Origin of the sequence: Frischella sp. Ac48, assembly GCF_019641635.1 — a bacterium.
GTDB classification, from domain to species: domain Bacteria; phylum Pseudomonadota; class Gammaproteobacteria; order Enterobacterales; family Orbaceae; genus Frischella; species Frischella japonica.
Map to the genome: position 1 here is coordinate 1 of NZ_JAETXP010000008.1, position 13,773 is coordinate 13,773.

The following is a 13,773-nucleotide window of genomic DNA, read 5'->3' on the forward strand; positions in this document are numbered from 1 at the left end:
TATAACTTTGTTTATTTGTTAGCAATGTTACGCTACTGCTTTATAATCTTATCCTAATTCTATATTTCAGGTTGAATAAATATATAATCAAAATAATGGTTGACTCATTTTGTTTAACTAAATGAATAAACTTTAAAAATCATTTCACACCCATTTAATTAAACAAAATAGACTATTATTCTAAGGAAAAGCAATATGTATTATTAAACAAACGATAAAACATAAATTAGTATAACTATTAAATAAAGGATAACTTTTCCTGAATAAATGAATTAGCGGTTGCGTTTTATTGATAGTAGTGCAATTTGTTGTAACGCATCTTTATAAGGCGAATCAGGTAGAATTTTTATTGATTCCACTGCTTTTTCGGCTTCTTGTTTTGCAATTTGGTAGGTAAATTCAAGTGAATTACACTCTTGCATAATAGTTAAAACTTTTTCAAGTAAATGTCTACCATTTCCCTTTTCAATTGCTTGACGAATTAGCTTTACGTCCTCAATATTTTTTGCATGGTACATAGCATGTATTAGGGGTAAAGTTGGTTTTCCTTCATTAAGATCATCCCCTAAATTTTTACCTAGCACTTCTGCATCTTCAGCTGAATAATCAAGCATATCATCAATGATTTGAAATGCGGTGCCGATATAACGACCATAATTCTGTAATGCGGTTTCAAATTCTTTAGGAGCATTACTTATTATAGCAGCAGTATGACTTGATGCTTCAAATAATCTCGCTGTTTTTCGGTAAATAACTTGTAGATATTGCGCAATGGTAATGTTAGGATCATTACAATTTAACAGTTGTTGTACCTCTCCTTCTGCGATAACATTTGTTGCTTCAGACATGATTTTAAGTACCGGAATGGATTCAATACTAACCATCATTTGAAATGAGCGCGTGTAAATGTAATCACCTACAAGAACACTGGCTGCATTACCAAAAAGAGTATTTGCTGTTGAACGTCCTCTTCTTAGTGATGATTCATCAACAACATCATCATGTAAAAGTGTTGCTGTATGAATAAATTCAATGAATGCTGCAGCCATGTGGTGTTTGTCGCCTTTATAATTTAGTGCTTTAGCACTCAATAATGCGATAATAGGACGTATACGTTTGCCGCCACTGTCAATGATATATTTACCTAATTGATTAATTAATACGACGTCTGAATTTAGTTGTGCTAAGATAATTTCGTCTACCGTTATTAATTCATCATGTATAAGATCAATTATTTTTTCCATTATCATTTTTTAACTCAATAAACCTACTGTTCTTTAAAAATTATATTCTTTTGTATAGCATTATGCGATAAAAGCTAAATGACAACAATAAAAGTTCCATAATATGGAATAAATAATTAAAAAAATACTGTGAATGATATACATTTTCATTTAAACTTGCTAACTTAATATTCTAGTTGTATGAATACTGACTTAACGATGGAAAGAATCTATAATCCTGATAAAAATAAAAGTAATTTTGCTATTGTCGTGATTGCCGCAATGATTTTGCATTTGCTAATAATAACTTTATTAGTAATGGGGAGTTTATTTTCTGAGAAAGCACTTTCCATGGATGGCGATAGTGCGATAAAAGCGATGATGATTGATTTGTCGGTTTTGGCGGCTCCAGAACAATCTTTAGCAGAAAACTCACCTAATGTCGCGAATCAAGAAGATTTACCAGTAGTTGTTGAAAAACCGATAACAACTGAAGAAGTTGCAAAAGATAACGACGATATACCGGATATTGTTGTGGAAAAAAAACCAGAAGAACCAACTTTACCAACTAATGAGCCGACTTTGGTAATGAAAGAAAAACCTAAAAAACCTAAGAAATTACATAAGAAAAAACACCGCCAACAATCATCCCAAGCGCATGTCAAACAAGAAATTATCACTGAAAAACGGGCGGATGTAGCTACTGCTTCAGCTATATCTGATAATAATCAATTTTTAGATATGCCAACTGCAATTAGTCGAGGTTATCCTGAATACCCTAGACGAGCATTGGATATGCGCATTGATGGACATGTCATCGTATTATTTGATATCGATAATCATGGACGTGTCGATAATATTCGAATTACTGAAGCTAAGCCTAACAATATTTTCAATCGATCAGTTATCCAAGCTATGAAGCGTTGGAAATACCCGCCAAGAGCTAAACGAGATTTGAAAATTAAGATTATATTTAATCGTAATAAGTCAATCAAGCTTGAGGATTAGCATCAAACTAGTTTTGATTGACTTATAATCTTGTTTCATCAACTAACTATTCATTAATTTCTCAATTTGTTCAGGTTCTTTCGGTACATCTGCGGTAAGAATCTCATTACCTGTTGATGTGATTAAGATATCATCTTCTATGCGGATACCAATACCTTTATATTGAATAGGTACATCTGCATTTTTATTAATGTATAATCCTGGCTCAACTGTGATAACCATACCTGGTTCCAGAATACGTTCACGAGCAACCGATTTATAATCACCCACATCATGGACATCAATACCTAACCAGTGGCCTAAACCATGCATATAAAATTGACTATAAGCTTTTTGAGCAATTAAATCATCAATTTTTCCGTGCATAATATCTAAATTAATTAGGTCTTCCACCATAATACGAATGATCTTATCATTAACTTCTTTTATTGATGTTCCAGGTTTGAGTAATTCTAGTGCGCGATATTGAGCTTTTAGTACTATATTATATATTTCACGTTGAGCTTGATTGAATTTGCCATTTACTGGAAATGTACGAGTAATGTCACCCGCATAATTTTGATATTCACATCCTGCATCGATCAAAACTAAATCACCACTAACTAATGGTTGATTATTATCTTCATAATGCAAAATACAACCATTATTACCACTACCGACAATAGTATTATAAGAAGGTGTTCTGGCACCATGCATAGCAAATTCATGTAATATTTCAGCTTCTAATTGATATTCATACATATTAGGTTTACATTTTTTCATAGCTCGAATATGACCAAGGGCACTAATTCGTCCAGCTTCACGCATGATTTCAATTTCGTGTGCTGATTTAAATAGTCGCATATCATGCAAAATAGGTCGCCAATCTATAATTGATTGAGGAGCGAAGAGATTTTGCCTAAGACCATTTCTTAAAGTTTGCATTAGACGTTCGATAATACTATCAGCATAATTATATAATTGGCTCGCATGGTATAACGCTTGTTTACCACTAATGATTTTGGGTAGCAATTCATTAATTTCATTAAAAGAATAAGCTTCATCAACGTTAAGTTGTGTTAAAGCTGCTTGTTGACCTAATCGATAACCTGTCCAAATTTCAGCTAAAGAATCCTTTGTTCGATTAAATAAAATAGTTTGATGTTGATTAGCTGAATCTTTAATTAACAATAATGCTGCTTCAGGCTCATTAAATGTGGTTAAATACCAAAAATCGCTATTTTGTCGATATATATAATGAGTGTCATTACTTCTAACTACTTCAGGTGCAGCAAAAAAGATAGCTACACTATTATCAATCATTTTGGCTAAGAATTTATTACGTCGATTTATTATATCGTTAATCATTTTACAACCTACCAGCCTTTTAAAGTATTTATTTAAAGTTTATAGTGCCCTTGGTTCGTTATGCAATTACTAATGAATTGTTATAGATGAATAACGATCAGTAAACTCGTCATAGCATAAAATGACAGTAATTCGCACATATTCTAAAATTTCTTCAAAAGCAAATGCTAATTCATCTTGATTGTCATCTTCATCATAATCAAGTTGTGTAATTTGCCTTAAATCGTATATGGCTTCGCCAATATCACCTTTGATTTTTGCTAATTGTGGTTGAGCAAGCCCTAACCCTAATAAAAAATGATTTACCCAACTGACCATATCATCAATTTGTGTAAAAAGATCCTCTTCAGCGATTAATAGTTGAAATTCAAAATTTTCATTAGTTAATTTTTGCTTAATTTGCTCATAAAGCAATTTAACCGACTTATCCAACTCACCTACAATTGGCTGCCCGTTATTCATCATATCTTTTAGCAGTACTAGCCAGCTTTGGTCTTGTATACCACCAGCAACGATTCCAGTTATAAAACCATGTAATTCAGAAGCGTTAATACCGATTTGTGCAGATTTTAATTCAATATTCAAAGTAGAATAGCTTGGTTGGCTTGACATTTTTGCAACTCATAAAAGAAAATATTGTGCCTAGTATATCGCTAATTCATTAATTTTTGCACTATTTACATGGAATTGTTCGCTTGCTACATTTTAACAACATTACAATAATTACCAAGGTTATAACAAAGTAATAACTTGTAATTTAATAGGATAGTAATCATGTTTTGCGGGATATTAATTTTAAAATGTTAGATAATAAATATCCTTTACTTTAAAACAATAATCAAATAGATAGAAAAAATAAAGCTAGTGTCCAGATTTAGATGATAGAATTTACTATCATCTTTAACCATAAAACACAGAAAATTTTCAGTAAAATTAATTGTATATTTATTCAGTCATTTGGGTTTTTTCTGTGTAATGATTTTACAACATCTATACTACGTTCTAGATGCACTTTTGATTTAGCATTATCTAATACCACAATAGCAATAAACAGTGTATCTAGTAAGGTCAATTGAATAATTCTCGCTGCGGCATTTTGGCCTAATAATGGACCGTTTTTTGCAGGACTAAATATTGATAAATCCGAAATTTCTGCGAGCTCTGATTGATGATTATTGGTAATACAGATAATTTTTGTTTTATTTTTCTTAGCAACCAAAATCGCGTTACATATTTCAGTTGTATTTCCTGATTGTGAAATAGCAATAACAACATCGTTTTCTTTTAGTTGACTTGCAACCATTACCATTAAATGATTATCACTGTAAGTATGACTATGAATCCCTATACGCAATAGTTTATGTTCAAAGTCTTCTCCAACAATAGCTGAACCGCCAACCCCGAGAATCACAATCCGATTTGCATTAAAAATCCACTCTGCGGCTTGTGAGATAATTTTAGCGTCGACAATAGATTGTGCTTCTTTTAATGCTTGTACGGAATTATTAAATACTTTTTCAATGATATCATCAACATTATCTTTTTCAGAAAGTTCTTGTTCTTTATCGAATGGCAAGGCGTCAAAATATGAAAGCAATGCTTTTCTAATTTCTCTAAATCCAGAATAGCCCAATTTTTTAGCTACTTTTACCAGCAAAGGTTCTGATACCGATAGCTTTATTGCAACCTCTTTAATACTAGTTCGTGATGTTAAATTCCCTTTGGTCATCATCCATTCGATAATTCGCTGTTCAGTATTACTTAAACTTGAGAGCGAAATACGAATCATCGCACCAATTGCAAGTGCATTAGAATTATCTGGCTCATTTACTCTTTTCAATCTAAACTCTCCAATAACATTTTTATCGTTAATTCTAACCTAATTTCAGCTTAATCACATTGTAAAAGAGGTTTTTTTTATTTTTTAGCAAACTTTACAAAATAAAAAATTAACGTTAATATCATTTTTAGTGAAGTAAAAGATTTATTTCTAGTCATTGGAGAATAAAACATATGAAAATTGCAATTGGTTATGATCATGTTGGTTATATTTTAAAACAAGATGTTATTGATTATTTAACGCAAAAGAATATCACTGTCATTGATTTGGGCGCACCATCTACCGATAGGACGGATTATCCTATTTATGCAAATCGAGTAGCAAATGCAATCAATAATAAACAAGCTGATCTTGGTATATTAATTTGCGGCACGGGTGTGGGTATATCAATAGCAGCAAATAAATCACCAGGAATTCGAGCCGTTGTTTGTAGTGATCCCTATTCTGCCAAATTATCCCGCGAACATAATAACACGAATATTTTGGCTTTTGGATCTCGTGTTGTGGGAAGTGAATTAGCAAAAATGATTATAGATCAATGGTTAAATGCTGAATTTGAAGGTGGGCGCCATCAAAGAAGAATAGATCAAATTCATTTAATTGAAGAGGGTAAATACCATGAGTAAATTTTGTCCTTCACTCATGTGTGTTGATTTTTCCAAATTAGCAACGGAATTAAAACTTCTTGAAGAGGCTGGTGTGGATATGTTTCACATTGATGTAATGGATGGTAATTTTGTACCTAATTTTGCTTTAGGTACTGAAGATATAAAAGCTGTAAGTAAATTAACAACCATTCCTTACGATGTTCACTTAATGGTAAGTAATCCAGTCCCTTATATTGAAAAATTTGCTCAATTAGGATGTCAAATTATTTATGTCCATATCGAAACATTAACACATTCCCATCGTGTGTTAAATCAAATCAAAGCAACAGGAGCTAAAGTTGGTGTTGCTATTAATCCCGGTACACCGTTATGTATGTTAGAGGATATATTAGAACTTATTGATGTTGTTTTAATTATGTCAGTAAATCCCGGATTTGCAGGACAACCTTTTATACACAATTCTATCGATAGAATTAAACGTTTAAGTCACATGATTAAAGACAGAAAACTTGGGACCTCAATTGCTATTGATGGGGCAATAAGTGCTCATATAGTCGAACAATTATCTGCTTATGTAGAATATTTTATCCTGGGTACTGCTGGATTGTTTATTAAAGAAAAACCTTATCAACAAACAATTAATGAATTACGTAAGCTAGCATAATTTAATAGGCCTTGTTATATAAAGGCCTAATTTCACAAAAGATTAAAAAAAAGATAAATTTCTATTGTTTTTTCACCGTTTGATCAAATTTAAAACCTAGTATAATTAATTTTTTATTAATATTATGTGAAGTAGATCTCTTTAAAATGAATTTATTTACATATAAAATTATTTTTGTGAATTTTTGGTTTATTCATTTTATCTTTCAATAAAAAAAAGGGTTAACTACAATGAAAAGTACTTTTTTTAGCATATTGCAACGGGTTGGTAGATCGTTTATGTTACCAATTGCACTACTACCTGTAGCTGGTTTGATGTTAGGTATAGGAGCCTCTTTTACCAATGAAACAACAATCACCTCTTATGGCTTACAAAGTGTTTTAGGTGATGGAACGGTATTACATGCATTTCTTACAATTATGAAAAATGCAGGGAGTGTAGTTTTTGCAAATCTTCCGATCTTATTCTCTATTGGGGTAGCAATGGGAATGGCAAAACAAGAAAAAGAGGTAGCTGCAATTTCAGGAGCAGTTGGTTTCTTTATCATGCACTCTACAATTCACGCATTACTTGAATTAAAAGGTTTATTAATAGCGGGTGCATTACCAGATGGATCGTTAGGTAATGCAGTTGGGATTGAAACTTTACAAATGGGAGTATTTGGCGGAGTAATTGTCGGTTTAGGTGTTGCCGCGTTGCATAATCGCTATTATCGAATTGAACTTCCTGCAATTTTATCTTTTTTTGGTGGATCACGATTTATTCCCATTATTACGGCCTTTGTTTATTTATTTGTTGGTATTTTAATGTTCTATGTATGGCCTTCAATCCAAAACGGTATCTTATTACTCGGTCATTTAGTTAATGAATCTGGTTATGCAGGTACATTTATTTATGGTTTCATTGAACGGGCATTGATTCCTTTTGGATTACATCATGTATTTTATATGCCATTTTGGCAAACTGGTGTCGGTGGAACAGCAATGATTGATGGGCATCTTGTAGCTGGCGCTCAAAATATTTTCTTCGCTGAATTAGCAAGTCCAAATACTACAGAATTCTCAGTTGAAGCAACTCGTTTTATGGCTGGAAAATTCCCGTTCTATTTATTTGGTATTCCTGGTGCGGCATTAGCAATTTATCGTACTGCTAAACCACAAAACCGTAAAATGATATTGGGGCTGTTAGTTTCTGCTACTTTAACCGCAATTTTAACTGGGATTACTGAGCCAATTGAATTTTCATTTCTATTTGCCGGTCCTCTTTTATATGTTATTCACTGTTTATATGCTGGTTTATCCTTTATGTTATGCCACATCTTTAATGTTGGGGTTGGACAAACATTTTCGGGTAGTTTAATTGATTTTGTTTTATTTGGCGTGTTACAAGGCAATGATAAAACACATTGGTTCAATGTTATTTTAATTGGTTTACCAATGTTCCCACTTTATTATTTTACATTTAGTTTCTTAATCAAAAAATTCAATTTTAAAACTCCAGGTCGAGAAGATGATAATGAAGAAACTAAGTTATATACTAGAAAAGATGTTGAAGATGCTAAAAAAACAAAACAAAAGAAACAAAGTGATGTTTCCAGCACTATTTTAGAAGGCTTAGGAGGAAAAGATAATATTACTTATGTTGATTGTTGTGCTACTCGATTAAGAATTTCAGTGCAAGATAACAAATTAGTTGATAGAGAAATTTTAAAATCAACAGGTGCGAAAGGTATTATTATTAATGGGGAAGGTGTTCAGGTTATTTATGGACCTCATGTCACAGTCATTAAATCTCATTTAGAAGAGTACATTTCGACGTTAGAATAATATAAATTAGAGCATTTACGATATAAATAAAATGATGTTTTACCTATTTTTAATGATATTATTAGGTTAAAAATAGGTAGAACATAGAATAATGCCTAGTGTTAGTTTAGCTGATCATGGGAAGAGAATTGCTCGATTTAACTAATTAAATAATTCATCAAATAGCTTGCTGATAAACCCTCTCCAAAAGTACTATTTTTTATTTGAACAAATCATATAAAAATATTTATATTATTCAATATTTATTATAGAATATGCAAACAATAATTAAGCCACTTTTCTTACATTAAAGGTGATTAAGTACCCATATCACTATTTTATCAATTAAAAAGATGCCAGAACTTGGCACTATTCATCGAAAATATAATATCTGCAACAATTACTTTTGTATTATCTGTCGATGAAATTATTTGTTCACTTATTGAGAGCAATATAAATTGTTAAATTCTTGGGCTATTTTAAATATAAACAATTTTGTAAAAATTGACAAAAGTCCTAAATCGGCAACTTTTCATACTGTTTTAAATAAAATACATATTTACTTAATAAACAAATAAAAAGGATTATATCTATTGCGTGTTACAGTTATTGACTGTTATAACAACATTTGGGAAAGAACTCACTAGACTATCTAACTTTTTTAAGTAATTATTCTTTCCCTTTATAAAAATAATTTATAACTATTTTAATAGTAAATAAAAAAATAATAAATTTACAAGGAAATAAATTAGTGAAAAAATCATACTTTGAACTTGTGTTAAGCAAGCTCGTTGCGTGTAAATATTTTTGGCAAAAACAATGTTCTGTTATAGATATTATTTCAACGGTTTTTGCAAGAAAAAGTCGATTATTATCAATATCTTCTTTACAAATCATATTCTCAAATATCTTGGTAACAAATTATCAACAATTCACTTCTTTAAAAAAAATGTGGCTTAGGTGTTTTGGCGAAGATTTTTTTCTGTAAACAGTTTGGCGAAACTGTCCGCGACATCTAAACAATCTATTATGGGAAGTGAACCTTATATATTATTACCCAATCTAACTAAACTAACAAATTTAAGTTAGTTACGAACGATTCAAATAACCAAACGTGATGGTAGTTTGAGCACTATTTATACCACAAATGCTAATAGGATTATGAAAGCACCACAATTTATGCGTTTTTCTGATGTTAAACTTTTTTTAAATGTGCCGGCAGATGGTTTTTATCACAATCTTGTTGGTACAATTTTAGGGGACGATGATGGTGATAATGCAGAGGGAACGATATCAGGAACAATAAAAGCCACCTGGTATGATGAAAACAATCAGCAGGTACCTAATCATCGTTTAGGTGAAGAGTTATGGCATTGTGGTGGTCCATTTACACTTAAAATTGAAGTCAATAATGTAAGCGTAGCGACAAAATATGGTAATCCGCGTTCACGTTTTTATGGTAATGGGCAAATTATTAATTATATTTTTTTATCAGGTGGTAATAACATCTGTTTTCTCAAGCCTAAAGATATGACAATAAGAGATAATTCTTATAATGCTACTATATTTTATCCTAATAAGGGCTTTATCCGTTCAACAGGTTTTCCAAGTACAGGTTTTCAATATGCATCATTTAGTTTAATGGGACCCGGTCCAAATCAAGGTATATATCGTTGCTACATTTCTCATGGTTGGGGAAAAATCTCATTATCAACCGATGGAGGTATAGGACAAAATTGTACAATAACCTATCAATCTGCAACTAAGGGTGATTTTATTAATAGTGGAACGCCAGTTATAACGATGGAGTATTTTGATGGTCAAGCATGGCAATGGTTAGAGAGCTTTACTATTCCTGTACCAAGCAAATGGGCATTAGGTGGTAAGAGGATAAAATTTGGCAGCAGTAAGTCAATAAGCTCTTCATTATCATTTCCTGGATTGGATTATTGTTCTGGAGGAAAAACAACAATGTCTCAGGCGTTTGACAGAAATTATCGTATTCGATATATGTATGGACCTTATGAAATTACTAGCGACTTTGCAGGATTTGTGCGAGGAATGGGATCATTTATGGCAGAATGGGGAATATTGCGAAACTACGGAGGCGTTTGGAATAATGATTCTGAAATCTGGACTGCTGACGATGCACCCAATAATAGAATGTATCGAATTTATGGAATAACAGGGGGAATTCAGCCACGTCAAACCAATGATCCAAGTACTATAATGATCTGCCGCGGCGATTAATTGAAAACAATTTAAAATACCAACAACCAAAAATTGTTGGTATTAATAAGTGTTTTCGTTATTGCTGATGGATAATGCTTCGCGTTTTATTATCATTATAAGGTTATAATGAAACATAATGTTATATCGCTGGTATTAATTTATCGGCTATATGTAACTATATTAGTTAATCTCATAATAAATAGGGCTCATAAACGCGGTATTTATCTTGATTTATTTTAAAAAATATTCATGTAAAAAACATGTTTCGCAAAAACGAATATCCACATTTGAATTTTAGTTGAAATTAATTTATGATCATCAATATCTATTAAGTAATCAGATGATAAATTGGTTGCTGGCTTATATTTTAAAGGTGATTTATTCTATTTTCGTGGTTCGTAATCCATCCCACGTAAAAAAACTAGGAGCTTACAATGTCATATTTATCTATCCCATCTTTCAGTTTTCGTAAATGTATACCAATCCCAACAATGAATAATATTTTCATTTAATTATCCAGATAATACGAGTACGTTATGTATAAAATTGCGAAAGAATTTCAATTCGACGCCTGTCATATGTTAGATGGGCATAATGGGAAATGCCATAATTTACATGGGCATACTTATCGTTTGGTGATAGAAGTGTCTGCTCACTTAATTGACCAAGGAAGTAGTGCTGATATGGTAATGGATTTTGCTGATTTAAAGCAGATAGTAAAAAAACATATTATTGATAAATTAGATCATGCTTTTATTTATTATAAAAATAATAGTAATGAAAGCAAAATTGCTCAATTATTACAGCAAATGCAGCGAAAAATTTTTGCCTTTCCTTGCCGAACAACGGCAGAGGGGATGAGTCGTTATATTTTTAATGAACTTAAACAGTATCTTCCTATTTCGTCAGTAACCTTATGGGAAACACCAACATCCTATTGTCAATACAGTGAATAACATTATGCTAACCTATCCAATTGTTGAAATCTTTCAATCCTTACAAGGTGAAGGATATAATACTGGTATGCCTGCTATATTCATTCGTTTTGGTGGCTGTAATTTGCGTTGTCCTTGGTGTGATACTCATTTTGATCATTTTCAGAAATTTACCTTAACGGCGATATTAACGCGAGTACTTACTTACTCTGCGGAAAATATTATTATTACGGGGGGGGAGCCAACATTACAGAAATATTTGTTTGAATTAGTTGTTCGTTTAAAACGATTCGGTTATTACATCGCAATAGAAACAAATGGCTTAAGAACTGTTTGTACGGGAATTGATTATATTGCTGTTAGTCCTAAATATCATTATTGGCAAAATTATCACGATGCCCCGCTGATTAAGGCTGATGAAGTACGTATTGTAGTGGAGGACGCTGAGGATATTGAACAATTTTGTCTGGAAATGAAACAACGTATTAAAGCTAAGCATTACTATCTTTCTCCTTGTGAGCAAAATGGTGACACGACTTTATTGCCCACGCTGCAATTATTAGGCAAACTTAATCGAAATCGGCAAGATAATAAGTGGCAATTAAGTATACAGGCTCATAAAATAGCTAATATCGAATAAGCTAGGCTATGAATTTAAAAATTTAATCTAAATTTGATAAAATATCTAATGCTTCAGATAATTTTTTTACACCATAGACTTGCATATTCATTGCGGTTTTTTTGGGCATGTTACTAATTGGTACAATTGCACGTTTAAAACCATGTTTAGCTGCTTCAGCAATACGTTCTTGGCCACTTGGCACAGGACGTATTTCACCACCTAAACCAATTTCACCAAAAATAACCATATCTTGAGGTAAAGGACGATTACGTAAGCTCGATACTAAAGCTGCGACTAATGCTAAGTCAGCACTAGTTTCACTGACTTTTACGCCTCCAACAACATTAACAAAAACATCTTGATCCGCCATTTGTAAGCCACCATGACGATGTAATACCGCCAGTAATAATGCTAACCGGTTCTGTTCTAATCCAACAGTAACGCGTCTTGGATTACCAAAATTCGATTGATCCACTAGTGCTTGTATTTCAACTAATAGCGGTCTAGTACCTTCCCAAAGTACCATAACTGAACTACCAGAGCTCATTTCATCGCCACGAGTTAAGAAGATAGCTGATGGATTACTCACTTCTTTTAAGCCTTGCTCTGTCATTGCAAACACACCTAATTCATTAACGGCGCCAAAGCGGTTTTTATGACTACGTAATGTTCTAAAGCGAGAATCTGAGTCTCCATCCAATAGAATTGAACAGTCTATGCAGTGTTCTAGTACTTTAGGCCCAGCTAGTGACCCATCTTTGGTAACATGGCCAACCATAATAATGGCAATGCCTTTAGTTTTGGCAAAACGTGTCAGATAAGCAGCAGTCTCTCTAACTTGTGCGACACTTCCTGGAGAAGATTGTATATCTGCCATATGCATCACTTGAATAGAATCAATCACCATCAATTTAGGTTGTTCTTGATCGGCTAATAAACAGATTTGTTCGATACTAGTTTCAGATAGCATATTAATATTATTAGCTGGCAAACCTAAACGATGGGCTCGCATTGCGACTTGTTGTAACGATTCTTCTCCGGTAACGTATAAAGTCTTCATATTAGCTGATAAACGACATAATGTTTGTAACAATAATGTACTTTTACCTGCGCCAGGATTGCCACCGATTAATATTGCACTACCTGGGACAACACCACCACCCAATACCCGATCGAACTCAGAGAATCCTGTTGTGAAACGTGGTAATTCTTCTAAACTAATCTCAGTTAATTTTTGAATTTTTGATTGTCCAGCGCCGCCGGCATAACCACTGAAGCGGTCATTGCTATGAGAGTTGGTTACGGCAAGACGAATTTCAGTGATGGTGTTCCAGGCATGACATTCATTACACTGGCCTTGCCAACGCAAATAGTCAGCACCACATTCATTACAGACATAAGCGCGTTTAACTGCTTTTGCCAAATCGATACTCCTAAAATTTCAAAATGATTAATAATACTAAAATTCAAGTATTAACTGATAATAAAC

Annotated in this window: 12 protein-coding genes and 1 riboswitch; of the genes, 7 read left to right on the plus strand and 5 right to left on the minus strand. The window is 32.6% G+C overall.

Annotation, left to right across the window (positions count from 1 at the left end; all coding sequences use genetic code 11):
- Nucleotides 1-272: 272 nt before the first annotated feature.
- Nucleotides 273-1,250: an octaprenyl diphosphate synthase gene (ispB, locus tag JMI89_RS04545; protein ID WP_187754366.1), complete on the minus strand. Its 978-nt coding sequence runs from the start codon at nt 1,248-1,250 to the stop codon at nt 273-275.
- Between the two features lie 192 nt (nt 1,251-1,442).
- Between ispB and JMI89_RS04550 the strand changes: the two genes are divergently transcribed.
- Nucleotides 1,443-2,231 carry a TonB family protein gene (locus tag JMI89_RS04550; RefSeq protein ID WP_187754367.1) on the plus strand — a complete coding sequence of 263 codons (789 nt, stop codon included), beginning with the start codon at nt 1,443-1,445 and terminating at the stop codon, nt 2,229-2,231.
- A gap of 42 nt (nt 2,232-2,273) precedes the next feature.
- Here the strand turns inward: JMI89_RS04550 and pepP are convergent, their stop codons facing one another.
- The 3 genes from pepP to JMI89_RS04565 all read right to left on the minus strand — a co-directional run bounded on the left by pepP (nt 2,274) and on the right by JMI89_RS04565 (nt 5,418).
- A complete protein-coding gene (gene pepP / locus JMI89_RS04555) occupies nt 2,274-3,578 on the minus strand; it encodes a Xaa-Pro aminopeptidase (protein WP_220679434.1) in 1,305 nt (434 codons plus the stop codon).
- Between the two features lie 69 nt (nt 3,579-3,647).
- Nucleotides 3,648-4,190 (minus strand): UPF0149 family protein, encoded by a 543-nt coding sequence (locus JMI89_RS04560; RefSeq protein WP_187754369.1) that lies wholly within the window; start codon nt 4,188-4,190, stop codon nt 3,648-3,650.
- A 337-nt stretch (nt 4,191-4,527) separates the two neighbouring features.
- Nucleotides 4,528-5,418, minus strand: a complete 891-nt coding sequence (locus JMI89_RS04565) for an SIS domain-containing protein (RefSeq protein WP_220679435.1) — start codon at nt 5,416-5,418, stop codon at nt 4,528-4,530.
- 173 nt (nt 5,419-5,591) lie between these two features.
- Here JMI89_RS04565 and rpiB point away from each other — a divergent pair, with 173 nt between their 5' ends.
- The 6 genes from rpiB (at nt 5,592) to JMI89_RS04595 (ending at nt 12,302) form a co-directional block, all read left to right on the plus strand.
- Nucleotides 5,592-6,044 (plus strand): ribose 5-phosphate isomerase B, encoded by a 453-nt coding sequence (gene rpiB / locus JMI89_RS04570; protein WP_187754370.1) that lies wholly within the window; start codon nt 5,592-5,594, stop codon nt 6,042-6,044.
- On the plus strand, nt 6,037-6,690 hold the full coding sequence (gene rpe / locus JMI89_RS04575) for a ribulose-phosphate 3-epimerase (RefSeq protein ID WP_187754371.1): 654 nt from the start codon (nt 6,037-6,039) through the stop codon (nt 6,688-6,690). The genes rpiB and rpe overlap by 8 nt, the downstream gene beginning before the upstream one ends.
- A 230-nt stretch (nt 6,691-6,920) precedes the next feature.
- A complete protein-coding gene (locus JMI89_RS04580; RefSeq protein WP_187754372.1) occupies nt 6,921-8,516 on the plus strand; it encodes a PTS transporter subunit EIIC in 1,596 nt (531 codons plus the stop codon).
- A 1,140-nt stretch (nt 8,517-9,656) separates the two neighbouring features.
- Nucleotides 9,657-10,745 carry a hypothetical protein gene (locus tag JMI89_RS04585; RefSeq protein ID WP_220679436.1) on the plus strand — a complete coding sequence of 363 codons (1,089 nt, stop codon included), beginning with the start codon at nt 9,657-9,659 and terminating at the stop codon, nt 10,743-10,745.
- 367 nt (nt 10,746-11,112) lie between these two features.
- Nucleotides 11,113-11,158, plus strand: a riboswitch (PreQ1 riboswitch).
- Nucleotides 11,159-11,263: 105 nt separating this feature from the next.
- A complete protein-coding gene (queD, locus tag JMI89_RS04590; protein ID WP_187754374.1) occupies nt 11,264-11,683 on the plus strand; it encodes a 6-carboxytetrahydropterin synthase QueD in 420 nt (139 codons plus the stop codon).
- Nucleotides 11,684-11,687: 4 nt separating this feature from the next.
- Entirely contained in the window at nt 11,688-12,302 is a 615-nt protein-coding gene (locus tag JMI89_RS04595) for a 7-carboxy-7-deazaguanine synthase QueE (protein ID WP_220679437.1), read from the plus strand.
- A gap of 22 nt (nt 12,303-12,324) precedes the next feature.
- Here JMI89_RS04595 and radA read toward each other — a convergent pair whose 3' ends face one another.
- On the minus strand, nt 12,325-13,707 hold the full coding sequence (gene radA, locus JMI89_RS04600) for a DNA repair protein RadA (RefSeq protein ID WP_187754376.1): 1,383 nt from the start codon (nt 13,705-13,707) through the stop codon (nt 12,325-12,327).
- Nucleotides 13,708-13,773: the final 66 nt, after the last annotated feature.